Genomic DNA, 22,826 nt, shown 5'->3' on the forward strand with positions numbered 1-22,826 from the left:
GCAAGCTGCGCTGCCTGCCGCGGGGGCTGCTGGTGTTTGGTTGACAGCACCCGTGGCGCCCCGGAAATCGTGCAGGACGGGTTCAGGCGCATGCGCGAGAGTAGGCTCCATCCGGTGAGACCGCGTCGTGACCGGCGGCGAATGTGTTCGCATTCGCGGCGGCAGAGAGGAAACAGGTATGGGCATGCGCATGCGCAAGCTTTTGGTGCTGGCCGCAGCGGGCTGCGGATTGTGGGCTGCCGTGGCTGTGGCACAGGCGCAGTCCGCCGAGGCCGCGCCGCCTGATCGCGTGGCGCGCCTGGCGGTTATCGATGGCAGCGCGAGCCTGCTGCCGGCGGGCAGTCAGAACTGGGGCAATGCCTCGATCAATCGCCCGCTGGGCACCGGCGACAAGCTGTGGATACCGGAAGGCAGCCGCGCATCGCTGGAGCTGGGCGGCACCGAGATCCGCCTTGACGGCGGCAGCGGCTTCGGTTTTCTGCATCTGGGCAATCAAACCGCGCAGGCGCAACTGACCTCGGGCACGCTGAATCTCAACGTGCGCCACCTTTACTCGGGCCAGGATTACGAGATCGACACGCCGACGCTGGCTTTCGTCGCGCGCCAACGCGGGCAGTACCGCATCGACATCGCGCCGGGTGGCAAGGGCACGCAGGTCACCGTGTTCAGCGGCGCAGCCACGGTATATGGACAAGGCGGCGCCGAGCGCCATGTCAGCGCGGGCAATTCGTATCGCTTTCTCGACAGCAGTCTGACGCAAGTCGAGGTGTTCGCGGTGCCCGCGCCGGACAGCTTCGATCGCTGGTGCTTCGCGCGCGATGCGCGCTATCAGCGCAATTACAGCAACTCGCGTGAGTACGTCTCCAGCGAGGTGATCGGCTATCAGGATCTGGCCGGCTACGGCAGTTGGCAGAACGAAATCAATTACGGTCCGATGTGGTTCCCGACCGCGGTGCCAATGGGCTGGGCGCCGTATCGCTACGGGCACTGGGCGTGGATCGCGCCGTGGGGCTGGACCTGGATCGATAACGCGCCGTGGGGCTTCGCGCCGTTCCACTACGGGCGCTGGGCCTATGTCGGCAATCGCTGGGGCTGGGTGCCCGGGCCGATGGCGATGCGCCCGATTTACGCACCGGCGCTGGTGGCTTTCGTTGGCGGTTTCGGCGGCGGTTTCGGCTGGAACGTCGGCGTCGGACTCGGCGGACCGGTGGGCTGGTATCCGCTGGAACCGGGCGCGGTGTTCGTGCCGTGGTATCGCTGCGGGCCGCGCTATTTCCGCGATGTCAACGTGACCAATATTCGTGTGGTCAACCGCACCACCATCAACAACATCAACAACACGTACAACATCTACCGTCGCCGAGGCCATCTGAACTTCACGCAGATCGGCGATCACCGCATTTCGCCGCGCGCGCTGACCATGGTGCCGCACGACGTGTTCGTTGGCGCGCACCAGATCGGGCCGCACATGCTGGTGGCGCGACCGCACGGCACGGTCCTGCGCGGCCCGCTGGCGCTGGGCGCGCCGCCGGCACCGGGGCGCGGCAGCCTGATGGCGCCCAATCACGGGCTCAGGCCCAACGTGCCGCGCCCGATTTTCGCGCGCAATGTGTTGGCGCACCGTCCGCCGCGGCAGTTCATGAACGCCCTGCCACAACACGCGGACGGTTACCGCTTGGCGCGTGGTGATCGCGCGCGGCCGATGATTCCGGTCCAACCGGTGCGCATCGCCGACAACGTGCGCGTGATCGGACAGCACGCGCAGCCTGGCGTGCATCAGGGGCGCGGCAACATCGCCTCGTCGCAGGTGCCGCGCATCGAGCGCGCGCGAGGTCCGACCGCCGCGGTACCCATGGCGCGCGCACTCGGGCAGCGGCAGGGCGTGATGCCGTCAGCGGACTTTGTGCCGCATCGCTGGCAGCCCGCAACCCTGCCGCGCCCTGCGCGCATCGAGCCGGCGCCGATGGTTGCGCCCAACGGTCGCGCGATGATCCGTCGCCAGAGCGGCGCGCAGGTGATCCAGGGTCGTCCGCAGGGCGGCAGCTTCAGCGTGATGCCAGGCAACCGCAACATGCCACCCGCGCAGATGGGCGGACGCTCAGGCTACAACGCGCCGCGCGACAACTATCCTCAGGCGCCACGCGCGAATGCCTATGTCCCGGTCCCGCGCGGAGGCTTCCGCGAAGCGCGCCCACGCGGGCCGTACGCTCAAGGCACGCAGGTGATCGCAGCGCCACGCACGCAGTACTATGCCCCGCGCGGAGGCTTCCCTGCCGCGCGTCCGCGCGAACCGGCCTACGCTCAAGGCATGCGGATGTCGCCGCCGCCGCGCATGCCGCAGTACCAGCAGCCGCGCATGCCGCAGTACCAGCAGCCGGTACAGCAGTTCCGCGCGCCGCCGCAGGCAGCGAGGCCGATGCCACCGCCGCGCGTTCGCGTGAGAGAGCCCCATCCGCCGCGCGTTGGCGGTGGGCGCAACTGAGCCTCGACACGGGGGCACACGGTCGCGCCGCGGCATGCCGCGGCGTGACCGATCACTCGGCAACTGCCGCATGCTATTCGCGGCAACTGCTCGGCAGGTAGCGCCGCGGCAGATCCAGCCCCTGACAACTCCAACTGATCGAGCCGTCCCCAGCCTGCGGCGCCAGCATCAGCATCCTGCCGCTGATCTGCGCGTTCGCCCGGTTGCCGTATTGCACCAGGATATTGCCGTCGCGCACCGCCACGGCAGCCACGTAGTTGCCCCTGATGCTTCCCGCCGACGGCAGTCCTGCGCTGGCGTTGTCGGCGGGATAGCGCGCGGTGTTCGCGTAGAACCGCGCCACATCGGTCTTGGCGCTTTCGGCCATGGCCAGGCCTTCCGAGACTTGCGCGCGCACGATGTAATTCTGGTAAGCCGGGATCGCGATCGCGGCCAGGATCGCAACGATCGGCACGAGCACCGCGAACAGCACCGCGAACACGATGCCGACGATGGCGCCAGCGGAAAGCCCGCCCGCCGGATGGATTCCCGCGGATCCGGTGACGCCACTGGCGATGTCCGCACGATAGCGCGCCAAGCCTTGTTTGCGCACCACCAGGGTGCCGGCCATCATGTCGTGCAGCGCCTGCTTGCGCTGCGTCCAGCCGATCATGAAGTAGCCGAAAAACAGAATGATCACGGACAAGATGGTGGCGAAGTAACGCCCCGTGGCGCGGCCGAAACCGATGCGCTCGCCGTCCAGCGTGGTCACGCGCAAACCCAGCGCCAGCATGCCAGGCGAGGCTTGCAGCCTGGAACACTGGAACAGCGCCGCATACAACCAGGCAACGCTCATGTCGATGAAAAAAATCAGCACACGCAGGCCGGCGTATCCGCCCAGGCCTGGACCCCATCCCGCCAGCAGGATAAACGGCGCGCCTGCTGCAGCGCTCACGAACCCGACCACGAACATGCCGCCGGCATACAGAATCAGCCAATCAAGTACCGCCGCGACAAAGCGCAGCCAGAAACCGCCATGCAAATCGCGGCGTTCGTAGTGCGTCGGCAACAAGCCAGCGTCGAGCGACGGAGCCGCGGCGATTGGCGCGCCCGCGCGCATCGTGCCTGGCACCGCGCTGCCCACGGCGGCCGTCCAGTCAGCGGGGGCGGCGGGCGCGACGGCGGCGGCAATCTGCGTCGCGACGGGCGTATCGTGATCCAGCGCGAGATCCAGATCCTTGCCCGCGCGCCAGTCGCTGGCTTCGATCCACGGCGCGGTCGGGGCCAGCGCGCGTACCTTGGCCTGCGCTGGAATGCTGCCGGCGTCCAGCGCCTGCTCCAGCCACCGCGCACTCAAAGGCCCGCACACGCGATCCTCGTGATGCAACCACACACGCTCGCCTTGCTCGGGCAGCAGCGCAACTTCGAGGCCGGCTTGTTCCAGCGCCGCGGCTTGACGCCGCGCCTGCGCCTCATCCACCGGCTTGAGGCTCAGCGGCATGCGTCGCCGCACTTCCGCGAGAAAGGCCTCGGGCGACTTGCGCAGCAAGCCCGCCGCGCGCGCCCAGACCTGATCGACATCCACACCAGCATGCACGCGCCCGGTGAGCGTGACCGCAAACTGCGTCTCCATGGATCCCCCTTGTGCGGCCCACCCGCAGTGCCACCTAGAATAACGCCATGAACCTGCTCCTCAACGGCCAACCGCACGATTGCGCCGCGCCCTGCACCATCGCGCAACTGCTCGAATCCGCCGGCTACGCGCAACGCCGCGTCGCCGTCGAGGTCAATCGTCGCATCGTACCGCGCTCCGAGCATGCCACTCATCTGCTCGCTGCAGGCGACCAGATCGAAATCGTCCACGCCATTGGAGGGGGGTGAGACGGCGCGTCCACGCGATGCCTTGAATGGCATCGCGTGCGCCGTCGAACGCCCGAGGCGGGAAGCCTCGGGCCGGACTTGCGCGGCGAGCGCAGGATGCGCGAGCCCGCAAGAGCCCACGCGCACAGCGCGTGGCAGGCGCTTGCGATCTGCCGGACGGCACGTGGTGGTGCAATGCCGCGATGCCATGAATGGCATCGCGTCTGCTATCGCTTCACCACCCCACTGCTATGCTCGCCGCTGGTCGAGGAGACGCGCATGGCACAAGGCAGCAAGTCGGTGGCATGGCTGAACTTGGCCTTTGGCACGCTCAACGTGGTGCTCGGCGCGCTCGCTCTCGCAGCGGTGTGGGCGTTCGTGTCGATGTTCAGCCAACGCACGCTGGCGCCGGCGGCAGCGCTGCTGGGCTTGGGCACCGGCCTGCTGGCACGCGCGTCACTGCCGCAGGCGCGTCGTTACGGCGCAGCGCTGGCCGTTGTGGCCACGTTCGCGGCGGCGTACTACCAGCAGATCCTGATGGCGGCGGTGCGCGTTGCCTCCACGCTGGACTTGCCGCTGCTCGCGGCGCTGCGCCAGAGCGGCGTGGGCCTGCTGACACTGCTGGCACGGCTGGCGCTGACAGGGCCATTGCTGCTGTGGATCCTGCTCGGCGCGGCGCTGGCGGTACTGGCCGCGTGGCCGTTCAGTCGTCGAGGCTCTTGATCTCGCTGACCAGTCTGGCCGCGACGCCCTGGCCGTCGCCGTAGAGCATGCGCGCGTTGTCGGCGTAGAACAGCGCGTTCTCGATGCCGGCGAAACCGGTGCCGCGCCCGCGCTTGACGACAATCACGTTCTTCGCGCTGGCCACATCCAGAATCGGCATGCCGTAGATCGGCGAGGCGGGGTCGGTCTTGGCCACCGGATTGACCACGTCATTGGCGCCGATCACCAGCGCCACGTCGGTGGCGGGGAACTCGGGATTGATGTCGTCCATGTCGGCGATCAGATCGTAGGGCACGCCGGCCTCGGCCAGCAGCACGTTCATGTGTCCGGGCATGCGTCCGGCCACCGGATGGATGGCGAACTTCACCTTCACCCCGCGCGCGATCAGGGCCTGCGCGAACTCCCAGACCTTGTGTTGCGCCTGCGCCACGGCCATGCCGTAACCGGGCACGATCACCACGCGCTCGGCGTAAGCCATCATCACCGCGGCATCGCCGGCCTCGATGGGTTTCTGCGCGCCGCCGATGGCCTGCGCCTCGGCTCCCACCGCACCCGCACCGAAACTGCCGAACAGCACGTTGCCGATCGAGCGATTCATGGCCTTGGCCATCAACTGCGTGAGCAGGGTACCGGCCGCGCCCACCACCATGCCGGCGATGATCATCAGCTCGTTGTGCAGCACGTAACCCTCGAACGCCACGGCCAGACCGGTGAAGGCGTTGTACAGCGAGATCACCACCGGCATGTCGGCGCCGCCGATGGGCAGGGTCATCAGCAAGCCGAAGGCCAGCGCCAGCGCGAAAAACACCACCACCGCGGCCAACCCGCCCATGTGCGGCGCCGCGATCAACAGCGCGCCGGCCAGCACCGCGCCCAGCAAGGCCAGCAAGTTGATGCCCTGCTGACCGGGAAACACGAAACGCCGGTCCATCCAGCCTTGCAGTTTGGCGAAGGCGATCAGCGAACCGGAGAACGACACCGCGCCGATCAGCGCACCGACCACCGCCAGCACCAGTAGCGACAGCGGTGGCGCGGCGGGAAAGGTCTTGATCGCCAGCACCGGCGCACCACCGAAATGCAGCGCCGCCAGCACCACCTCACTGCCGCCGCTGAAGCGCAGCAGTTCGGTGGCGCCGATCGCCGCCGCCGCGCCGCCGCCCATGCCGTTGTACAAGGCCACCATCTGCGGCATGTTGGTCATCGCCACGCGCTTGCCCGACACCCACGCGGCGACCACGCCGATGATCAGCGCCAGGCCGATCAGTACCAGGTTGTGCATGCCAGGCAAAAAGAACGTGACCAGCACCGCCAGCAACATGCCGGCGCCCGCCCACAGGATGCCGCCGCGCGCGGTGCGCGGCGAACTCATGCGCTTGAGGCCGAGAATGAACAACAGCGCCGCGATGAAATAACTGGCGCTGATCAGATGCGTGAGCCAGACGCCGGCCATCACTTGCTCTCCTCGCGCTTGCTCGACTTGAACATCTCCAGCATGCGTTCGGTCACCACATAGCCGCCAGCCGCGTTGCCCGCGCCCAACAGCACGGCGATGAAGCCGATGGCCTGCTCCAGCGGCGTATGCGCGCGGCCCAGCGCCACCATCGCGCCCACCAGCACGATGCCATGAATGAAGTTGGAGCCGGACATCAGCGGCGTGTGCAAAATCACCGGCACGCGCGCGATGATCTCGTAACCGGTAAAGGCCGCCAGCATGAACACGTACAGCACGAGAAAGCCATCCATCCCACGATCCCCGACGACTGCAATCCGCTGCATCATACGCAGGCCGGTCAACCGCGGGGAAGCTGGTGCGTTGTCAACGGTATCGATGCGGGTGCGGGCCGCGGCAGCAGCTCCGCGCCGGAGCCGGGAATGGATGACATGAACCTCGCCGTCGTGCTGCAGCACTCCGAAGGTCTGGCCGCGGCGCGCGCGGCGGAGCTGCCGGTCACGCTGGAGGCGTTTCTGGCGCAGGTGCAGCGGCGCGCCTTCCGCGTCGCCGAAATGGGTTTGGGCAATGTCGATGACGCGCTCGACGCGGTGCAGGACGCCATGCTGCGCCTGCATCAGCACTACCGGCAGCATCCGGCGCAGGAATGGTCGCCGCTGTTCTGGGGCATCCTGCGGCGGCGCATCACCGATCTGCAGCGGCGGCGCAAGGTGCGCAGCATCGTGGTCGGCTGGCTGGGCAGCGTGGGCGACGACGGCGCGGACGGCCCGGTGTGGGAGCCAGCCGATCCGCTGGCCGATCCGGCGCGCGAAATCGCCGGCCGCGCCGCGTATGCGGACCTCGCGCGCGCGGTGCGCGCGCTGCCGCGGCGCCAGCGCGAGGCATTCATGCTGCGCGTGCTGGAAGGACTGGACGTGGCCGACACCGCACGCGCCATGGGCTGCTCGGACGGCAGCGTGAAAACCCATTTATCGCGCGCCATGGAGGCGCTGCGGCACAAGCTGGAGGACTGGAAATGAGACCGAACGCCACCCCTGATTTTGACAAGAACCATCCGATCAATGCCGATGCCAATCTGGCCGCGCATGCGCACGCGCTGTTTGCCAGCGCCAGCGAACACATCGACAGCGACACGCTGCGTCGCCTGCGCGCCGCGCGCGTTGCGGCGCTCGGCGCCCCGCGCCGGCGCAATCTGCTGCCGGTGCTGGTGCCCGCAGGAGCGCTGGCCGCCACCGCGCTGGCGCTGGCCATGGTCTGGCATCCGCTGCATACGCCGAGCACGGCGCCGACGACAGCCGGCACGGGCGCGTTGCTGGTCAGCGCCAACAGCAGCGAGGTCGACATGGCGCAAAACCTCGATTTCTATGACTGGCTGGCCACCCAGCCGCAACCGGCGTCGGCGGCGAGCGTGCAATGAAGCCACGCAACCGCCTGTTTGCCGCTGTGCTGGCCGTGGCCGGCGGCTTGGCCCCGCCGCTTGCATCCGCGCAGCAAGCCGCGCCCGAGTGGCGACAACTCAATGCGCAGCAGCAGCACCTGCTGGCGCCGTTCCGCGAGCACTGGGACCGCATGTCACCGGCGCGCCGCCAGCAACTGCTGCAGCGCGAGCAGAATTGGCAGCGCCTGCCGCCACTGCGCCAGCAACGGATCGACCAGCGCATCGAGCGCTGGCAACACATGAGCCCCGAGCAGCGCGCGCGCGTGCGCGAAAACCTGCAGCGTCTGCGCGCGATGAGTCCCGAACAGCGCCAGCGTCTGCGTGAGGCCTATGCGCGCTTTCAGCGCATGAGCCCGGCCGAGCGCGAGGCGTTGCGCCAGCGCTGGCAGCAGATGCGTCCCGAGCAGCGCGCGCAATGGCTGCATGAACACGTCCCGCCGCCGCGCGGGGGCGGTGAACGCCATGGCGGACCCGGCCGACGTTGAAGCAACGCGCACAGTGACGCGGGCCGCTGCGCGTGGCCACGCACGATTCCGCGATTACTCGACGAACTTCACCGTCGCGCCCTGCACCACGCAGCTTTGCGCCAGCAGCTCGTCGCTGAAATCGGGCGCCAGCGCGCCGTCCTTGCTCACCAGCAGCTCGACGAAATGCGCGAAATTGCGCGCGATCATCTCGCTGGCGTGCAGCGGGTGCCCCGCCGCCATGTTCAACGGCCCGAGGATGCTGACGCCGCCGTGCTCGACGCGCTCACCAGGGCGCGTCAGCTCGCAGTTGCCGCCGCTCTCGGCGGCCAGATCGACGATGATCGCTCCCGGTTTCATGCCATCGACCATCGCCGCGGTGACGATGCGCGGCGCCGCGCGTCCGGGCACCGCCGCCGTGGTGATCAACGCGTCGATGTTGCGCAAATGCTCGCTCAGCGCCTGCTGCTGGCGCGCGCGCTCCTCGGCGGAAAGCTCGCGCGCGTAACCGCCGCTGCCGCTGGCGCTGACGCCCAGCTCGAGAAACTTGGCGCCCAGCGACTGCACCTGCTCGCGTGTTTCCGGGCGCACATCGAAACCTTCCACCTGCGCGCCCAGACGCCGCGCCGTGGCCAGCGCCTGCAAACCGGCGACGCCGGCGCCGATCACCAGCACGCGGCTGGGACGGATGGTGCCGGCTGCCGTGGTCAGCATCGGAAAAAACCGCGGCGCGGCCTCGGCCGCCAGCAGCGCGGCACGATAACCCGCCACCGCCGCCTGCGAGGACAGCGTATCCATGGCCTGCGCGCGCGTGCTGCGCGGCAGACGCTCCAGGGCAAACGCGGTGACGTGGCGCTGCGCCAGCGCGGCCAGGCGCGGGGCGGCGCCGTAGGGGCGCAACTGGCCGACCAGCATGGCGTCGCTGTGCATGGCGGCGATGGCCGCGGCGCTGGGCGGCAACACGCACAGCAGAATATCGGCGGCCGCGGCCACGCCATCGGCATCACCCCACTCGACGCCGGCATAGCTTGCGTCGGGAAAGCCCGCGCTGGTGCCGGCGCCGCGTTCGAGCAGCACTCGCAGGCCGCGCGCGGCGTACTTTTTCGCGGTTTCCGGTGTGATCGCCACGCGCCGCTCGGCGGCGGCGGTTTCGCGCAAGGCTGCGATGGTGATCGGCATGCTGGCTCTCTCCGAAATGTTGCCGAATGCTAGCAGGCCAGATGCGCCGGCACCGCCGCCGCGGCCTGTTGCTCGCCGCGCCGGCGCCTGTGTCGCTAGACTGCGGCGCATGTCCGCATCGCGCCAGACCAACCCGGTCGCACAGCAATTCTTGAGCGCGCGGCGCTCGATCCCCGCGCGCCTGCTCACGACCCCCGGCCCCGATACCGCGCAGCGCGCGTGGCTGCTGCAGCAAGCGCTGCGCGCGCCCGACCACGGCGTGCTTGCGCCGTGGCGCCTGATCAGTCTCGATGGCGCGGCCAAGCTGCGCTTCGGCGAGCGCCTCGCGGCGCTGGCGCTGGCGCGCGATCCGGCGCTGCCCGATGACAAGCGCGAGAAAGAGCGTTCGCGCTACAGCTACGCGCCCTGGGTACTGGTGGTGGTGGCGCGCATCGACGCCGCGCACCCGAAAATCCCTGCGCAGGAACAACTACTCTCGGCCGGCTGCGTCGCCCACAACCTGCTGCTGGGCGCGCAAGCGCTGGGCTACGGCGCGCAGTGGCTCACCGGCTGGGCGGCCTACGATGCAGAGGCCGCCGCGCTGCTGGGACTGGCGTCCGACGAGCACGTGATCGGCTTCGTGCACATCGGCAGTGCCCGCGGTGAAGCAGCCGAACGCGCGCGGCCCACACTTGCCGACAAGGTCAGCACGTGGATGGATTGAACGCGCGCGGCAAGGCCTACCTGGTCGATGCCAGCATGTACGTGTTCCGCGCCTGGTACGCGTACCCGGCGGACGCGTTCCGCGATGCCGAGGACCACCCGGCCAATGCCACCCATGGCTTCGTGCGCTTTCTGCTGGATTTTTTGCAGCACGCACGCCCGGCGCGGCTGATGCTGGGCTTCGATATCGCCCTCGGCAGCTCGTTCCGCAACCTGCTGTATCCCGCCTACAAGGTCAACCGCGCGCCGGCGCCGCCGGAATTGCTGCGCCAGTTCGACGCCTGCCGCGCGTTCGCGCAGGCGCTGGGGTTGAGCGTGCATGCGCATGCCAGCTACGAGGCCGACGATCTGATCGGCAGCGCCGTCGTGCAGGCACGCGCGCTGGATCTGGACTGCGTGATCGTCTCCGCCGACAAGGACTTCGGCCAACTGCTGGGCACGCACGACGAGCAGTGGGACTGGGCGCGCGAAACGCGCTGGGGGCCGGACGGCGTGCACCAGCGCTTCGGCGTGTGGCCGCGGCAGATCAGCGATTACCTGGGCCTGTGCGGCGATGCCGTGGACAACATCCCCGGCGTGCCCGGCATCGGCGCGCGCACCGCGGCACGCCTGCTGACGCAGTTCGGCGATCTGGACACGCTGCTGGCCGGCAACGCCGAGCTGGCCGCGAGCAAAACGCTGCGCGGCGCCGGGCTGCTGGCGCAACGCCTGCGCGAACACGCCGACGCCGCGCGCCTATGCAAGCGCCTGGCCACGATCGCCTGCGACGCGCCACTGCCCGATGATTGCCTTGCGCGCGGCCGCGGCGATGGCGTCGCGCTGGACGCACTGCTGCAGCAGCACCGCTTCGGCCCGCACACACGCAGCCGCGCCATGGCCCTGATCGAGGAGCCCTTGCCGACATGAAAACCACGCCGTCCGCGCCACCGGCCATGCCCGTGGCCACCACGCTGTACACCGGCAATTGGCTGCGTCTGCAAGCCTGCGGCCACTGGGAATACGCTGAGCGCACGCGCGCCAGCGGCGCGGTGGTGATCGTCGCGCTCACGCCCGGCGACGAGGTGTTGTTCGTCGAGCAGTTCCGCGTGCCGGTGGCGCAGTGGACCATCGAGATGCCGGCCGGTCTGGTCGGTGACCTGGCCGACGCCCACGACGAGAGCGCGCTACTGGCCGCCGCGCGCGAACTGGAGGAAGAAACCGGCTGGCGCCCCGCGCACGTCGAGTTTCTGCACGCCGGTCCATCCTCGGCCGGCATGAGCAACGAGATCATCAGCTTCGTGCGCGCCCATGACCTGACCCGAGTCGGCGCCGGTGGTGGCGATGCCACCGAAAACATCCGTGTGCACGCGGTGCCACGCAGCGGCGCGCACGCGTGGCTGCTGGCGCAGGCCGCCGCCGGCTATTCGATCGACCCCAAGCTGTTCGCCGGGCTGTGGTTTCTGCAGCACGGCGCCGGCTGAGCGCGCGCCGCGTTCAGCGCGCCAGCAAGACCTGCAACGCAAGGTAATGCCACAGCGCCACGCCCAGCATGGCGAGCATTGCCAGCCAGGTCAGCAACGTGCCGACAACGCGCCCGAACGAATAGCCGGATGACCCCGACAGCCCGAATGCATGCAGCACGCGCGCCACGATCAGACTGATGCCGAACACGTTCAACCACAGCGCAGCGGTGTGCTGCAGTTCCAGAATCAGCAGCAGCAGCAAGGCCAGCGGCAGGTATTCGACGGCATTGGCATGCACGCGGATGGCGCGCGCCAGTTGCTGGTCGCCGCCATCGCCCAGACCGATCTTGCGCACATTGCGCAACCACACGATGCGCGCCGCCAGCACCAGCACCAGCAAGGTGGCGAGTGCGGCGTAGAAACCGGTGATCAGTGGCATGAGGGATTCCTTAGTGCGGGACTCGGGACTCGGGACTCGGGACTCGGGACTCGGAAAGATTAAATCATCGTGGCAACAGCATCCGCTTTGCGGCTACCTACTTCCCACTTCTAACGCTTTTTCGTCTCACGTCTCGCGCGTCGCGCGCGCCGGTCGCCGCCAACGCCACCATGCAGTGCTCAGCGCAATCAGCAGCAAGGCCAGCAGCCCCAGCCCCAGCCACGGATCAAACGTCACCCACAGCAGCACCGGAATCATCAGCATCAGCGCCGCGCCCAGCGTCAGCGGCAGCAGGGGATCGATGCCGCGCTTCCACGCGCGCAGCAGCAGCGCCACGCCCAGCGCCGCCAGCAGCCAGCCGATGACGCGCCCGACCCACAAGCCATAAGGCCGCGGTGGCAACTGCGGCAGCAGATCGCCCAGACCGCGGTCGCCCAGTTGCACGCCGGAATCGGGCGCGGGCGTCAGGCGTCCATCATCGACGCGCGCCAGCACGGTGATTTCCTGTGGCGGCACCGTGCTCCAGCGCAGGCGCACATCGCCCAGGCGCGGCTGCTGCGGGTCACCGCTGTACAAGTCGCCCTCGTAGTCGCGAAACGTCGCGGCCAGATTGGGGGGCAGCGCGGCGGCGTTGACCGGGTGCGGATCGTGACCGGGGATCAGATCGACCAGCGCGGCATCGAGGATGAAACCATGCAGGCGCACGCGCGGCGCGGGAAAATCCTCGGAAGGAATCGGCAGTGGCGGATTGGCGTGTCCGCTGGGGCGCGTGAACGCGCTGGAATCGACATGCCCATGCACCCACTCCAGCTCGTAGATCGGATAGCCGACGTTGACCTGCTGCCACTGAAACATGGCCACGTCGCGGCGCAGGCGCAGCGCATTGGCGCTCTGGTTGAAATCCGGATCACGCGGCGACTCGATCACCTGCGGCATGCCAACCACGCGCACCAGATCGCCTTGCAGGCGCTTGGACGGCAGCGCGTGCCGGCCCAGATTGACCACGCTGGTGCCCACGCCCGCGATGCCGCGCAAGGCCTGCTCATAGCGCAGCGCGGTCGACTCCACGCGCCACGACAGCAGCAATGCGGCCAGCAACAGCAGCATGCCACCGATACGCCACGGCCACGGCGAGCCGCGCCAGTCACGCGCCGGGCGCGCGGCCTTGCGCCGCTGCTGCAACTGCTTGCGAATGCGGCGCGTGGCGGGTTTCACAAGTCCGCGCCGGCCAGCGTCGCCTGCGGTGCGTGCGCGGCGTAGCGTCCACGCGCATCGCACGCCACCTCGGCCATGGCGGTTGTGCTGTCGTGGGTGAAAAACAGGCGTACGCCGCGCGCCAGCGCATCATCCAGCAGCACCTGCTTTTCATCGATCAGACGCTCGGGGTAGCGGTCATAGCCCATGGTGATCGGCACATGCACCCAGGGCGTGCCCGGAATCAGATCGGCGCAAAACAGCACGCCGCCGCCAGCGCCGGGCGCGGGCTGGATTTCGGCCAGCATCAGCCCCGGCGTGTGACCATCGGAAAAATGAAAATGCACGCGCGGACCCAGCCACTCCGAGTGCGTGCCGGGGACCAGCTCCAGGCGCCCGCTGGCTTGCAGCAGCGCCGGCAGCTCGGGAATGAACGAGGCACGATCGCGCGGATGCGGCTGGAGCGCGCGCTGCCAGTGCGCCGCGCCGACCAGATAGCGCGCGCGCGGAAACAGCAGGCGTGGCGCGGCACCCTCGATCCACGCCGCCAGCAGTCCGCCGGCGTGGTCGAAGTGCAGATGCGAGAGCACCACCGCGTCGATGTCGTGCTCGGAGAATCCGTGCGCGGCGAGTTCATCCAGCAGCACGTGGCGCTCTTCCTGCACGCCGTAACGCTCGCGCAGTTTCGGCTCGAAGAATGCGCCGATGCCGGTTTCGAACAACACATTGCGGCCATCGAGATCCTGCACCAGCAGACAGCGGCAGGCCAGCGGCACGCGGTTCTCGGCATCCGGCGCCAGCCACTGCGACCACAGCGCGCGCGGCGCGTTGCCGAACATGGCGCCGCCATCGAGCTTCTGCGAGTTGCCCGGCAGTGACCACAACTTCATGCGGCATCGTCCTTGCCCTGCGTCAGGGCGCGGTATTTGCGTTGCAGTTCAGCGTGCGATTCGGCGTGCAGCGCATCCAGCTCGATGCACTCGACCGGGCACACCACCACGCACTGCGGCTCGTCGTGATGGCCGACGCATTCGGTGCACAATGCAGGATCGATCAGATAAAACTCCGGACCCATGCTGATCGCGCGGTTGGGGCAGACCGGCTCGCACACATCGCAGTTGACGCAAGCGTCGGTGATCTTCAATGCCATGGCGATCAGCGGCGGGCGCGAGGCCCGCCGCGAAAGTCCTTACATTTGCACGAATTTGTAGGTCGCGCTGGTCGGCGCCACCGCTTTCCGCACGGCGGCATCGTCAGCCTTGTCGCCGATGAACAGCACGGTCACGCCCTTGAACGATCCCGCCACCGCGCCCTTGAAGGAGTCCTCGATCATCTTGGCGGTCAATGCCGAATCCGGGCCACCGAAGGCCAGCATGTTGCCCGGCAACACGGTGCGCGCCACCACGCCCTGCACCTGTTCGAGCTGGCGCTGGCGCTCGGCTACATCCATGGCGTCCTTGCCCGCGGGCACGAAGTACACGTAGGGGCTGCTGGCGCTGACGCCCTGCATGTTGTTCTGCACGACTTGGCTCAGGTATGCCTGCCAGCCCTGGATGTCGGTGGGGCTGGTGGGGCGCTGCACGGTGGCCACCTGCTGCGTGGTGGCTGCTTCCTTCTTGTGGCATCCGCCCAGGGACAGGGCCACGCCGAGGCCCAGGGCCGCGACCATCAGGATCTTGCGCATGTGCGTTCTCCTCTCAGTGCTTTCTAGCTAGTGTGATGCGGCCGGACGGCGCAGGCGCCAGCGTTGCCGCAGGGCCTGTTGCACGGCCGGGTGGACGAAACTGGATACATCGCCGCCGAGACGCGCGATCTCGCGCACCAACGATGACGAAATGAAGCTGTACTGCTCGGCCGGGGTCAGGAACAGCGTTTCCGCCTCCGGAATCAGATAGCGGTTCATGCTGGCGAGCTGGAACTCGTACTCGAAATCCGACACCGCGCGCAGTCCACGCAGGATCACCCCGGCGCCGATCTCGCGCACGAAATCCGCCAGCAGGCCATCGAAGCCGCGCACCTCGACGTTGCGCAAACCGGCCAGCGCCAGACGCGCCAGCGCGATGCGATCGTCGAGGCTGAAGCCCGGCGATTTGCTCGGGCTTTCCGCGATCGCCACGATCACGCGCTCGAACAGCGGTGACGCACGCGCCACCAGATCGGCGTGGCCGTTGGTGATCGGGTCAAACGTACCGGGATAAACCGCGATGCGGTGCTGGGCATGCGCGTCCGTGGTCTCGGTCATGGCTGCATCCGGTTCAGATCGCAGTTACTTTAGCAGCTAGCCCAGCGTATCGACGCGATACAGCGCGTAGCCCACCGCGCCGGCGCGCGCGCTGTGCAACGCCTGCCAGTGCGCCGGCAACAGCGGTGCCGGCGCGGCAGCGGGATGCTCGACATACACCCGCGCCTGCGGCGCCAGCCATGGCTGCAGCGCCACGGCCGCCGCCGACCATGCATCCGCGGCATAGGGCGGATCGAGAAACACCATATCGAAGGGTTGCGGCGCGCGCGCCAGGTAATCCAGCGCCGCCGCCTGGACCACCGTGCCGGCGTGTTGTCCGAGGCGATCGAGATTGGCGCGCAGCGCAGCGACCAGCGTCGGCTCGCGCTCGATCATGCACACCGACTGCGCGCCGCGCGACAGCGCCTCGATGCCCAGCGCGCCGCTGCCGGCGTACAAATCCAGACAGCGCGCGCCCGGCAACAGTGGCTGCAACCAGTTGAACAGGGTTTCGCGCACGCGGTCGGGCGTGGGCCGCAGCCCGGGCAGATCGGGCACCGCCAGACGCGAGCCACGCAGGCTGCCGGCGATGATGCGCACGCGCCCGGGTGGCACCACGCGCGCACTGGCAGAGCGCACGCGGCTCATGCGCGCACCCAGGCCAGAACGGGTTGCAAGGCACGCGCGCGCTCAGCAAGCGCTGTATTTCGCGGTGTTAGCATGCGTGCATTCTCGCCGCATTGCCGCCTGCATGATCAAGCTGTTCCGCAAGCAAGGCCCGGCGCCGGTTGCCGCCGCAGCCGCAGCCGAAACCATGGAAACCGCGCCCGCGCCGCCCGCGCGCAGTTGGCGCGAACGTCTGGCCGGCAGCGCGCTGACGCGCGGCATGGCTGGCGTGTTCAGCCGCCATCCGCGGCTGGACGACGATCTGCTCGATGAGCTGGAAACCTTGCTGCTGGGTGCCGATGTCGGCATCGCTGCCACCGCCACGCTGATCGAGGACTTGCGCAAGCGCATGCGCGCGCGCGAATTCGTCGATGCCGATGCGCTGCTGACCGCGCTGCGCGCGATGCTGCTGGCGCTGCTGCGGCCGGTCGCGCAGCCGCTGGTCATCGCCGGCGCGCGGCCTTTCGTCGTGCTGATGGTCGGCGTCAACGGCGCCGGCAAGACCACCACCATCGGCAAGCTGGCGCAGCGCTATCGGCGCGAGGGTCGCAGCGTGATGCTGGCCGCGGGCGATACCTTCCGCGCCGCCGCCGTCGAGCAGCTCAAGACCTGGGGCGAGCGCAATCAGGTGCCGGTGCTCGCGCAGGCGCAGGGTTCCGATTCGGCCAGCGTGATCTTCGATGCGCTGCAGGCCGCGCGCGCGCGCGACACCGAGGTACTGGTCGCCGACACCGCCGGGCGCCTGCACACGCAGGGTGGGCTGATGGACGAGCTGGCCAAGATCCGCCGCGTGCTGGGCAAGCTCGACGGCGACGCGCCGCACGAGGTGCTGATGGTGATCGACGGCACCACCGGCCAGAACGCGATCAATCAGGTGCGCCAGTTCCGCGACAGCGCCGGCGTCACCGGTCTGGTGGTGACCAAACTCGACGGCAGCGCCAAGGGCGGCGTGGTGTTCGCACTGGCGCGTGAGTTCGGGTTGCCGATCCGCTATGTCGGACTGGGTGAGCGTCTCGACGATCTCGACGTGTTCGATGCCGCCGCTTTCGTCGACGGCCTGCTGCCCGAGCGCCTGCAGGCTCCGGCCTGAGTCGCCGCGATGAACCTGCGCCGCCGCACGCGTATCCTGCTGCTGAGCTTCGGCGGCGTGCTGCTGCTGCTGCTGCTGGGCGCCCTGCTGGCGGTGCATCTGTTGTTGCAACCGCAGCGTTTCACGCAGTTGCTGGAAAGTGCCGCCAGCACAGCCGGGTTGCGCCTGAAGCTGGCGCAACCGGCCAGCCCCGAACTGTTCCCCAGCCCCGGTCTGGTGCTGCAAGGCCTGAGCCTGAGTGTGCCCACGCACACCACGCCGATGCTCAGCGCCAGCCGCGGCAAGATCTTCGTGCCGTGGCGCGCGCTGCTCGGCGGCGTGCCGGTGATCACGCGCCTGGAACTTGACGGCGCGCAGATCGACCTCGATGAGCTTGATGCGTATATCGCCACGCTGCCCACCGGCAAGGCGCCGTGGCTGCCGCACGTTCGCACTGGCATCAAGCTCATTGACGGCACGCTGAGCAGCGGCGGCCACACTTTGTTCAGCGCCATCAACGTGAGTGCCGGCCAGCTCGAACCGGGGCGCCCGTTCGTGCTCACGCTGAGCGCGCGCAACGCGCAGGCGCAGATCCTGCAATTGCAGTTGCAAGGCACGCCGCGCAGCAGCGCCAGCGTGGTGGCGCTGGATCCGCTCAAGCTCAGTGGCACGCTGCCCGGTTATGGCGATTTCGCCCTCGCCGGACTGGCGCGCTGGTTGGGCGGCAGCCGCGTGCAACTGGCGTTGCTGGGCAGCGCCGGCAAGCCCGCGGTGCAGTTGCGACTGGGCTTTGCCAATACCTCTGGCAAGGCACGCATGAACCTCGCCGCCACGCGCCCGGGCCAGCAACTGCAGGCCAGCTTCGACCCCGCCGCGTTGCTGGCGTGGTGGCACGACGTGCTGGCCACAGGGCGCGATCTGCCGCCGCTGACACCGCCGCCGCTGGCCGCCAGCGCCAGCGTGGCGCAACTCGACGCCGCCGGCGTGCATATCGAGGGTCTCAGCGTGCATGTCGATGCCAGCGCGGCGCCAGCCACCAGCAGCAGCGCACCGAAAAAATCCACGGTGCCGGTCAAGCGATGAGTGCGCTGGCACCGTCGCTGCTGCACTGGCACGCGCGCCACGGCCGCCACGATCTGCCCTGGCAACAGGCGCCGCGCAGCGCGTATCGCGTCTGGCTGGCGGAGGTCATGCTGCAGCAGACCCAGGTGGCCACGGTCATCCCGTACTACGCGCGTTTTCTCGGCGCGCTGCCCGATCTACCCGCGCTGGCCGCGGCCAGCGAAGATGCCGTGCTGGCGCTGTGGTCAGGCCTGGGTTATTACCGTCGCGCGCGCCATTTGCATGCCGCCGCGCGGCTGTGCATGACGCAACACGCAGGCGATTTGCCGCGCGATTTCGACGCGCTCGCGGCGTTGCCCGGCATCGGCCGTTCCACCGCCGGGGCGATCCTCGCGCAGGCATGGGATCTGCCATTCGCCATCCTCGATGGCAACGTCAAGCGCGTGCTGGCGCGCTACCACGCCATCAACGGCTGGCCCGGACAATCGGCGGTCACGCGCGAACTCTGGCGGCGCGCCGCCGCGCACACGCCGCAACAGCGCGCCGGCGATTACGCGCAGGCGATCATGGATCTCGGTGCCATGCTGTGCACGCCGCAGCAACCCGACTGCCCACGCTGCCCGCTGCGCGCGTCCTGCGCCGCGCACGCGCAGGGACTGAGCGCCAGCCTGCCCACGCCGCGCCCGCGCCGCACGCTGCCGCGGCGGCGCCTCCACTGGCTGCTGCTGCGCGACGCGCAGGGTCGCATCCTGCTCGTGCAACGCGATGGCGACGGCATCTGGCCGCGCCTGTGGAGCCTGCCCGAAACCGCGCATGCCCCCGAAGCGCACGCCGCCAGTCTCGCGCAACTGCGCGCCGCGCCGCGCGTGCTGCCGCTGCTGCGCCACAGCTTCACGCATTTTCAACTCGAGGCACAACCGTTGCTGTTCGACGGCGCGCACGCGCGCGATGCGGTCCGCGACCAGCCTGCACTGGGCTGGTACACGCCGCAGGTCGCTGCCACGCTGGCGTTGCCGGCGCCGGTGCGGCGCCTGCTCAACCAACTTCCGGAGTTGCCCTGATGACACGCATCGTGTTCTGCCAGTACCTCCAGCGCGAAGCCGAGGGTCTGCCCTACGCGCCCTGGCCCGGCGCGCTCGGCCAGCGCATTTACGCCGAAATCTCGCGCGAGGCGTGGAGCAAGTGGCAGCAGCAGCAGACCATGCTGATCAACGAAAACCGCCTCAGCCCACTCGACCCCAAGGCACGTGCGACGCTGGCCGCGGAGATGGAAAAGTTCCTGTTCGGCGGCGGCGCGGCGCCGCCGCCCGGCTATCAGCCGCCCGAGGATGCCGGCACCGGCTGAGCGTCAGTCGCCGCGGTCGTCATCGGCTTGGGAACCAGCACCTTGCCCTGCGCGCCCTCGGACTTGCGCAGCGCGCGGTAATCGACCTTCTGGATGGTCTCGATCTGGCACGGCATGCCGCGCACGTGGATCGAATCAAAGCGCGCCTGCAACTGATTCATGTGCGGATTGATGCCGACGCTGTTGCTCCAGCTCAGGTTGATGCAGGGCTTGGCGACCTTGATCAGGTACACGTCGTTGACCCCGGTCCAGATCGCGATGTGGTCAGCGCCCAGCGGCTGCCAGCCCTGCAACTGGAACACGGTGACTGCACCCTGCGGCTTGCCGGCGAAGTGCTCGAAGCGGGCGAGGTTTTCCGCCATCACCTTGGCGGTATCGGCCAACGCCGTGCCCGCGAACAGCACCAGCACCGACGCCATGAGGCCCGACAACACGATTTTGCTGCGCATGGGAGTCTCCTTCACGTGCCGCGTGCCCGACCCGACCGGTTTGCCGCGGTTTCGCGACGATCATAGCCCCGCGCCAAGGCCCCGCCGCGCGCGCCGCAACCGCGTTCGCACCGCGTTCATGGCGACGCGCGCGACAGCTTCGGGCTCGGGCACGGGCTTGACGCTAAGTGCCGCTAGCCGTTGTAATACGCGGCCGCGGCGCAAGGCTGCGGTTGTTTCGGCCAGGTAGCTCAGTTGGTAGAGCAGAGGACTGAAAATCCTCGTGTCGGCGGTTCGATTCCGTCCCTGGCCACCATCGAATCAATCACAATGCGCAACGTTTGCGGTTGCCTTGCGTGTGACGTAAACGTGCCATCAATCCGGCTCGCCGCGTCACGCAGGTGATCGGTGGCGTGGCGCGGTTCCGTCGCACGGCTTGCGACGCGGCGCCGTGTCGCGCCCAACCTCAAGGCGTCGCGAACGGCAGCAGCCACGCCGCCCACAGCGCCAGCAACATCAGCGCCAGGCTCGCGGCCACGCCCATGCCGAAGCGCAGCCCGCCAGCCAGTCCCGCCGCCAGCGACTTGCTGAGCATATTGCTGCTCAGGCCGCACAGCACTGCCAGTTGCGCCGGCATCATGGCCAGCGCGCCGCCCGCGTGCAGTTGCGCTGCTGAAGCCGCCGCGGCGTGCGCATCGGCCAACCCCGACAAGCCCGCGGCCAGCAGCACGCCAGTGATGCCCAACCAGTACCGCAAACCCTCAGCCAGCAGCAGCGCCAGACTCATCACCGCCGCGAACAATAGTGCGCTGCGCGGATCGAACGGACGCGCCACGAGCATGCCATCGGCCATGTGCTGCGCCGCACCGCGCATGCGCCAAGCCGACCACGCGCCCGCCGCCAGCGCCGCCAGCCCGCTGGCCAGCAGCGGCAGGGCCAGCACGCGCAGCAGGCTCGGCGACAGCACCGCAACCAGCAGCGCCAATTGCACGATGGTGGCCACGTTCGACCACAGCGCCGCGCCCAGCGCGAACGCTGCGCTGCGCGCATCGGCGCGCGCACGCTGCCCCATCGCCGCGATCGTCGCGGTGCTGGAGACAAACCCACCCAACAGCCCGGCCAGCAGCAAGCCACGCCCCGGTCCCAGCAGACGCTGGCCGAAATGCCCCAGCGTCTGGATCGCCATGACCAGCACCGCCAGCAGCCACAGCCGGCGCAGGTTGAGCCCGGCCAGCCACGCAATCGGCTGCGCCGGCAGCAGCGGCAGCACGATCAGCACCGCGGCCAGCAGCAGCACGCCGTGCTGCAATTCGACCGTGGTGAGCCGCTCGCGCACCAACCGATGCAGGCTTTCGCGTGCCGCCAGTGCCGCCGTCACCAGCACCGCCAGGGCCGCGGCCAGCGCCGGCTCGTGCAGCGCCAGCGCACCCAGCAACACGGTCAGCAGCAGCGCGAGTTCGGTGGTGAGGCCGGGATCGCGGCTGCGCGAGCGCACATAAGCCGCCGTGACCAGCGCGCCTACGGAGAGCACCGCCACCGGCAGCAGCGCGGCGCTGAAGCGCATTGCCAGCGCGCCGAGCAGCGCCGCGATCAGGAAACTGCGCAAGCCCGCGGGGGCACGCTGCGCGCCGCTGCCCTTGCGGCGTTCGCGCTCGATGCCGATCAGCAACCCCGCACCGATCGCCGCGGCCCAGCCCACCAGTTCGGCGGACGGCGCCATGCTCAGGCGTCGTCGTCCTTGAGCAGCGCGCGCAGCGCGGCAGGCTGCTGCAAGTGCACTTCGCGGCCGATGATGTCGACCATGCCCTGCTCGCGGAAGCGCGCCAGCACGCGACTGACGGTTTCCGCGGCGAGGTGCAGAAAGTTGGCGATGTCGCTGCGCGGCATGGCCAGATGAAAACGCTCCGGCGACAGGCCGCGCAGCGCATAGCGCGCTGACAGATCGAGCAAGAATGCCGCCACGCGTTGATCGGCGCCCAGATCCCAACTGCGTCCCTCATGCTGCGCGATGGCGCGGCTGAACATGCGGAACAGGTGATGCTGCACCTCGGGCTCGCGCTGCGCCACGTGGCTGACGGCATCGAAAGGCAGCTTGCACAAGCGCGTGCTTTCCAGCGCCACGCCATCGCAGGGATACACGCCGGGGTCGACCGCCTCCAGCCCCACCACTTCGCCGGGCAGATAAAAGCCCAGCACCTGGGCACGGCCCTCGGCGTCGATCTGCACGGTCTTGATCATGCCGGACTTCACCGCGAACAAGTTGCGAAACGACTCGCCGGATTTGAACACGTGATCGTTGCTGCGAAACGGCCCGATATCCTCGACCAGCATGTGCACATCGGCAAAGGCCATGCTGCCGTTGCCGGACATGCCGCAGGCATGCACCAGCGCGCAGCGCGCGCAGGAGACTTCCTCGGCGCGCGACGTCACACTGGCCTTGCACGGCACGTCCAGCACGCAGATTTGTGGCTTGGCGGTCATGACGCACCTTCGCGATCGCTGCAGCACTCAGGTGCGCGATTCTAGCGCCCGCAGGCACGCAAATCGCGGGGCTGTGTCAAATCGCGCGTGAATAGCGCGTGCTGCGCGCGGCGTCGAGGTAGGCATCGAACAGCATCGCCACCTGGCGCGTGAGCAGGCGTCCGCGCGCGGTGATGCGCAGGTGCGCGCCCTGCCACTGCAC

At 68.8% G+C, this 22,826-nt stretch carries 26 protein-coding genes, 1 tRNA gene and 1 pseudogene; 14 read left to right on the forward strand and 14 right to left on the reverse strand.

Annotated features, from left to right (window positions below; all coding sequences use genetic code 11):
• The first annotated feature begins 190 nt into the window (after positions 1-190).
• A complete protein-coding gene (locus ACYDAT_RS09310) occupies positions 191-2,482 on the forward strand; it encodes a DUF6600 domain-containing protein (RefSeq protein ID WP_461449750.1) in 2,292 nt (763 codons plus the stop codon).
• Between the two features lie 73 nt (positions 2,483-2,555).
• Here ACYDAT_RS09310 and ACYDAT_RS09315 read toward each other — a convergent pair whose 3' ends face one another.
• Positions 2,556-4,094 (reverse strand): pilin, encoded by a 1,539-nt coding sequence (locus tag ACYDAT_RS09315; RefSeq protein ID WP_461449752.1) that lies wholly within the window; start codon positions 4,092-4,094, stop codon positions 2,556-2,558.
• Between the two features lie 47 nt (positions 4,095-4,141).
• Here ACYDAT_RS09315 and thiS point away from each other — a divergent pair, with 47 nt between their 5' ends.
• Together thiS and ACYDAT_RS09325 are read left to right on the forward strand one after the other, a co-directional pair.
• Complete coding sequence (gene thiS, locus ACYDAT_RS09320; protein WP_297900813.1) at positions 4,142-4,342, forward strand: sulfur carrier protein ThiS; 201 nt, start codon at positions 4,142-4,144, stop codon at positions 4,340-4,342.
• Between the two features lie 258 nt (positions 4,343-4,600).
• Positions 4,601-5,044, forward strand: coding sequence for a hypothetical protein (locus ACYDAT_RS09325; protein WP_461449754.1), 444 nt, complete (start codon positions 4,601-4,603; stop codon positions 5,042-5,044).
• On the opposite strand, the gene ACYDAT_RS09330 is transcribed toward ACYDAT_RS09325, so the two are convergent.
• On the reverse strand, positions 5,025-6,494 hold the full coding sequence (locus ACYDAT_RS09330) for an NAD(P)(+) transhydrogenase (Re/Si-specific) subunit beta (protein ID WP_461439720.1): 1,470 nt from the start codon (positions 6,492-6,494) through the stop codon (positions 5,025-5,027). The two genes, ACYDAT_RS09325 and ACYDAT_RS09330, sit on opposite strands and share 20 nt — an antisense overlap.
• Positions 6,494-6,787: an NAD(P) transhydrogenase subunit alpha part 2 gene (locus ACYDAT_RS09335; RefSeq protein ID WP_461439736.1), complete on the reverse strand. Its 294-nt coding sequence runs from the start codon at positions 6,785-6,787 to the stop codon at positions 6,494-6,496. The genes ACYDAT_RS09330 and ACYDAT_RS09335 overlap by 1 nt, the downstream gene beginning before the upstream one ends.
• A 138-nt stretch (positions 6,788-6,925) precedes the next feature.
• On the opposite strand from ACYDAT_RS09335, the gene ACYDAT_RS09340 reads away from it, so the two are divergent.
• The 3 genes from ACYDAT_RS09340 to ACYDAT_RS09350 are packed head-to-tail and all read left to right on the forward strand — an operon-like array spanning position 6,926 to position 8,417.
• A complete protein-coding gene (locus ACYDAT_RS09340; RefSeq protein ID WP_461439721.1) occupies positions 6,926-7,513 on the forward strand; it encodes an RNA polymerase sigma factor in 588 nt (195 codons plus the stop codon).
• Positions 7,510-7,911, forward strand: coding sequence for a DUF3619 family protein (locus ACYDAT_RS09345; protein ID WP_461449756.1), 402 nt, complete (start codon positions 7,510-7,512; stop codon positions 7,909-7,911). The genes ACYDAT_RS09340 and ACYDAT_RS09345 overlap by 4 nt, the downstream gene beginning before the upstream one ends.
• Entirely contained in the window at positions 7,908-8,417 is a 510-nt protein-coding gene (locus ACYDAT_RS09350; RefSeq protein ID WP_461442080.1) for a DUF3106 domain-containing protein, read from the forward strand. The genes ACYDAT_RS09345 and ACYDAT_RS09350 overlap by 4 nt, the downstream gene beginning before the upstream one ends.
• A 54-nt stretch (positions 8,418-8,471) precedes the next feature.
• Here the strand turns inward: ACYDAT_RS09350 and ACYDAT_RS09355 are convergent, their stop codons facing one another.
• Positions 8,472-9,575, reverse strand: coding sequence for an NAD(P) transhydrogenase subunit alpha (locus ACYDAT_RS09355; protein WP_461439724.1), 1,104 nt, complete (start codon positions 9,573-9,575; stop codon positions 8,472-8,474).
• A 109-nt stretch (positions 9,576-9,684) separates the two neighbouring features.
• On the opposite strand from ACYDAT_RS09355, the gene ACYDAT_RS09360 reads away from it, so the two are divergent.
• The 3 genes from ACYDAT_RS09360 to ACYDAT_RS09370 are packed head-to-tail and all read left to right on the forward strand — an operon-like array spanning position 9,685 to position 11,737.
• Positions 9,685-10,278, forward strand: a complete 594-nt coding sequence (locus tag ACYDAT_RS09360; RefSeq protein ID WP_461449758.1) for a nitroreductase family protein — start codon at positions 9,685-9,687, stop codon at positions 10,276-10,278.
• A complete protein-coding gene (locus ACYDAT_RS09365) occupies positions 10,266-11,183 on the forward strand; it encodes a 5'-3' exonuclease (protein WP_461449760.1) in 918 nt (305 codons plus the stop codon). Before ACYDAT_RS09360 ends, ACYDAT_RS09365 begins: the two co-directional genes overlap by 13 nt.
• On the forward strand, positions 11,180-11,737 hold the full coding sequence (locus ACYDAT_RS09370; protein ID WP_461449762.1) for an NUDIX hydrolase: 558 nt from the start codon (positions 11,180-11,182) through the stop codon (positions 11,735-11,737). The genes ACYDAT_RS09365 and ACYDAT_RS09370 overlap by 4 nt, the downstream gene beginning before the upstream one ends.
• 13 nt (positions 11,738-11,750) lie before the next feature.
• Here the strand turns inward: ACYDAT_RS09370 and ACYDAT_RS09375 are convergent, their stop codons facing one another.
• The 7 genes from ACYDAT_RS09375 to rsmD all read right to left on the reverse strand — a co-directional run bounded on the left by ACYDAT_RS09375 (position 11,751) and on the right by rsmD (position 16,221).
• Positions 11,751-12,158 carry an MAPEG family protein gene (locus ACYDAT_RS09375; RefSeq protein WP_461439728.1) on the reverse strand — a complete coding sequence of 136 codons (408 nt, stop codon included), beginning with the start codon at positions 12,156-12,158 and terminating at the stop codon, positions 11,751-11,753.
• A gap of 126 nt (positions 12,159-12,284) precedes the next feature.
• Positions 12,285-13,373 (reverse strand): TMEM43 family protein, encoded by a 1,089-nt coding sequence (locus ACYDAT_RS09380; protein ID WP_461449764.1) that lies wholly within the window; start codon positions 13,371-13,373, stop codon positions 12,285-12,287.
• Positions 13,370-14,242 carry an MBL fold metallo-hydrolase gene (locus ACYDAT_RS09385; protein WP_461449766.1) on the reverse strand — a complete coding sequence of 291 codons (873 nt, stop codon included), beginning with the start codon at positions 14,240-14,242 and terminating at the stop codon, positions 13,370-13,372. The genes ACYDAT_RS09380 and ACYDAT_RS09385 overlap by 4 nt, the downstream gene beginning before the upstream one ends.
• Positions 14,239-14,502 carry a YfhL family 4Fe-4S dicluster ferredoxin gene (locus ACYDAT_RS09390; protein ID WP_297904375.1) on the reverse strand — a complete coding sequence of 88 codons (264 nt, stop codon included), beginning with the start codon at positions 14,500-14,502 and terminating at the stop codon, positions 14,239-14,241. The genes ACYDAT_RS09385 and ACYDAT_RS09390 overlap by 4 nt, the downstream gene beginning before the upstream one ends.
• A gap of 39 nt (positions 14,503-14,541) precedes the next feature.
• Positions 14,542-15,036 carry a hypothetical protein gene (locus tag ACYDAT_RS09395; RefSeq protein ID WP_461439731.1) on the reverse strand — a complete coding sequence of 165 codons (495 nt, stop codon included), beginning with the start codon at positions 15,034-15,036 and terminating at the stop codon, positions 14,542-14,544.
• 27 nt (positions 15,037-15,063) lie between these two features.
• Entirely contained in the window at positions 15,064-15,594 is a 531-nt protein-coding gene (gene coaD, locus ACYDAT_RS09400) for a pantetheine-phosphate adenylyltransferase (protein WP_461439732.1), read from the reverse strand.
• Positions 15,595-15,630: 36 nt separating this feature from the next.
• Complete coding sequence (rsmD, locus tag ACYDAT_RS09405; RefSeq protein ID WP_461439733.1) at positions 15,631-16,221, reverse strand: 16S rRNA (guanine(966)-N(2))-methyltransferase RsmD; 591 nt, start codon at positions 16,219-16,221, stop codon at positions 15,631-15,633.
• Between the two features lie 169 nt (positions 16,222-16,390).
• Here rsmD and ftsY point away from each other — a divergent pair.
• From ftsY to ACYDAT_RS09425, 4 genes and pseudogenes are all read left to right on the forward strand, one after another.
• Positions 16,391-17,329 (forward strand): annotated as a pseudogene (gene ftsY / locus ACYDAT_RS09410) (signal recognition particle-docking protein FtsY); the annotation flags it as partial.
• Positions 17,330-17,338: 9 nt separating this feature from the next.
• On the forward strand, positions 17,339-18,391 hold the full coding sequence (locus ACYDAT_RS09415; RefSeq protein ID WP_461449768.1) for an AsmA family protein: 1,053 nt from the start codon (positions 17,339-17,341) through the stop codon (positions 18,389-18,391).
• A complete protein-coding gene (mutY, locus tag ACYDAT_RS09420) occupies positions 18,388-19,431 on the forward strand; it encodes an A/G-specific adenine glycosylase (protein WP_461442075.1) in 1,044 nt (347 codons plus the stop codon). Before ACYDAT_RS09415 ends, mutY begins: the two co-directional genes overlap by 4 nt.
• Positions 19,431-19,715 (forward strand): oxidative damage protection protein, encoded by a 285-nt coding sequence (locus tag ACYDAT_RS09425; RefSeq protein ID WP_461449770.1) that lies wholly within the window; start codon positions 19,431-19,433, stop codon positions 19,713-19,715. Before mutY ends, ACYDAT_RS09425 begins: the two co-directional genes overlap by 1 nt.
• Here ACYDAT_RS09425 and ACYDAT_RS09430 read toward each other — a convergent pair.
• Complete coding sequence (locus tag ACYDAT_RS09430; protein WP_461449772.1) at positions 19,685-20,164, reverse strand: DUF6491 family protein; 480 nt, start codon at positions 20,162-20,164, stop codon at positions 19,685-19,687. The two genes, ACYDAT_RS09425 and ACYDAT_RS09430, sit on opposite strands and share 31 nt — an antisense overlap.
• Before the next feature lie 219 nt (positions 20,165-20,383).
• On the opposite strand from ACYDAT_RS09430, the gene ACYDAT_RS09435 reads away from it, so the two are divergent.
• A tRNA-Phe gene (locus tag ACYDAT_RS09435) sits at positions 20,384-20,459 on the forward strand.
• A 150-nt stretch (positions 20,460-20,609) separates the two neighbouring features.
• Here the strand turns inward: ACYDAT_RS09435 and ACYDAT_RS09440 are convergent.
• On the reverse strand, positions 20,610-21,863 hold the full coding sequence (locus tag ACYDAT_RS09440) for a DUF4010 domain-containing protein (RefSeq protein WP_461442068.1): 1,254 nt from the start codon (positions 21,861-21,863) through the stop codon (positions 20,610-20,612).
• A 2-nt stretch (positions 21,864-21,865) separates the two neighbouring features.
• On the reverse strand, positions 21,866-22,624 hold the full coding sequence (locus ACYDAT_RS09445) for a Crp/Fnr family transcriptional regulator (protein ID WP_461442067.1): 759 nt from the start codon (positions 22,622-22,624) through the stop codon (positions 21,866-21,868).
• Between the last annotated feature and the right edge of the window lie 202 nt (positions 22,625-22,826).

Source organism: Metallibacterium sp., assembly GCF_054637675.1.

Bases quoted from the DNA above. Each gene is read 5' to 3' on its own strand.
- ACYDAT_RS09360 (WP_461449758.1), top strand. From the start codon at position 9,685: ATGTCCGCATCGCGCCAGACCAACCCGGTCGCACAGCAATTCTTGAGC.
- ACYDAT_RS09335 (WP_461439736.1), bottom strand. From the start codon at position 6,787: ATGGATGGCTTTCTCGTGCTGTACGTGTTCATGCTGGCGGCCTTTACC.
- ACYDAT_RS09445 (WP_461442067.1), bottom strand. From the start codon at position 22,624: ATGACCGCCAAGCCACAAATCTGCGTGCTGGACGTGCCGTGCAAGGCC.
- ACYDAT_RS09340 (WP_461439721.1), top strand. From the start codon at position 6,926: ATGAACCTCGCCGTCGTGCTGCAGCACTCCGAAGGTCTGGCCGCGGCG.
- mutY (WP_461442075.1), top strand. From the start codon at position 18,388: ATGAGTGCGCTGGCACCGTCGCTGCTGCACTGGCACGCGCGCCACGGC.
- ACYDAT_RS09330 (WP_461439720.1), bottom strand. From the start codon at position 6,494: ATGGCCGGCGTCTGGCTCACGCATCTGATCAGCGCCAGTTATTTCATC.
- ACYDAT_RS09325 (WP_461449754.1), top strand. From the start codon at position 4,601: ATGGCACAAGGCAGCAAGTCGGTGGCATGGCTGAACTTGGCCTTTGGC.
- ACYDAT_RS09350 (WP_461442080.1), top strand. From the start codon at position 7,908: ATGAAGCCACGCAACCGCCTGTTTGCCGCTGTGCTGGCCGTGGCCGGC.
- ACYDAT_RS09385 (WP_461449766.1), bottom strand. From the start codon at position 14,242: ATGAAGTTGTGGTCACTGCCGGGCAACTCGCAGAAGCTCGATGGCGGC.
- ACYDAT_RS09415 (WP_461449768.1), top strand. From the start codon at position 17,339: ATGAACCTGCGCCGCCGCACGCGTATCCTGCTGCTGAGCTTCGGCGGC.
- thiS (WP_297900813.1), top strand. From the start codon at position 4,142: ATGAACCTGCTCCTCAACGGCCAACCGCACGATTGCGCCGCGCCCTGC.
- rsmD (WP_461439733.1), bottom strand. From the start codon at position 16,221: ATGAGCCGCGTGCGCTCTGCCAGTGCGCGCGTGGTGCCACCCGGGCGC.
- ACYDAT_RS09390 (WP_297904375.1), bottom strand. From the start codon at position 14,502: ATGGCATTGAAGATCACCGACGCTTGCGTCAACTGCGATGTGTGCGAG.
- ACYDAT_RS09440 (WP_461442068.1), bottom strand. From the start codon at position 21,863: ATGGCGCCGTCCGCCGAACTGGTGGGCTGGGCCGCGGCGATCGGTGCG.
- ACYDAT_RS09375 (WP_461439728.1), bottom strand. From the start codon at position 12,158: ATGCCACTGATCACCGGTTTCTACGCCGCACTCGCCACCTTGCTGGTG.
- ACYDAT_RS09315 (WP_461449752.1), bottom strand. From the start codon at position 4,094: ATGGAGACGCAGTTTGCGGTCACGCTCACCGGGCGCGTGCATGCTGGT.
- ACYDAT_RS09430 (WP_461449772.1), bottom strand. From the start codon at position 20,164: ATGCGCAGCAAAATCGTGTTGTCGGGCCTCATGGCGTCGGTGCTGGTG.
- ACYDAT_RS09355 (WP_461439724.1), bottom strand. From the start codon at position 9,575: ATGCCGATCACCATCGCAGCCTTGCGCGAAACCGCCGCCGCCGAGCGG.
- ACYDAT_RS09395 (WP_461439731.1), bottom strand. From the start codon at position 15,036: ATGCGCAAGATCCTGATGGTCGCGGCCCTGGGCCTCGGCGTGGCCCTG.
- ACYDAT_RS09310 (WP_461449750.1), top strand. From the start codon at position 191: ATGCGCAAGCTTTTGGTGCTGGCCGCAGCGGGCTGCGGATTGTGGGCT.
- ACYDAT_RS09345 (WP_461449756.1), top strand. From the start codon at position 7,510: ATGAGACCGAACGCCACCCCTGATTTTGACAAGAACCATCCGATCAAT.
- ACYDAT_RS09425 (WP_461449770.1), top strand. From the start codon at position 19,431: ATGACACGCATCGTGTTCTGCCAGTACCTCCAGCGCGAAGCCGAGGGT.
- ACYDAT_RS09370 (WP_461449762.1), top strand. From the start codon at position 11,180: ATGAAAACCACGCCGTCCGCGCCACCGGCCATGCCCGTGGCCACCACG.
- coaD (WP_461439732.1), bottom strand. From the start codon at position 15,594: ATGACCGAGACCACGGACGCGCATGCCCAGCACCGCATCGCGGTTTAT.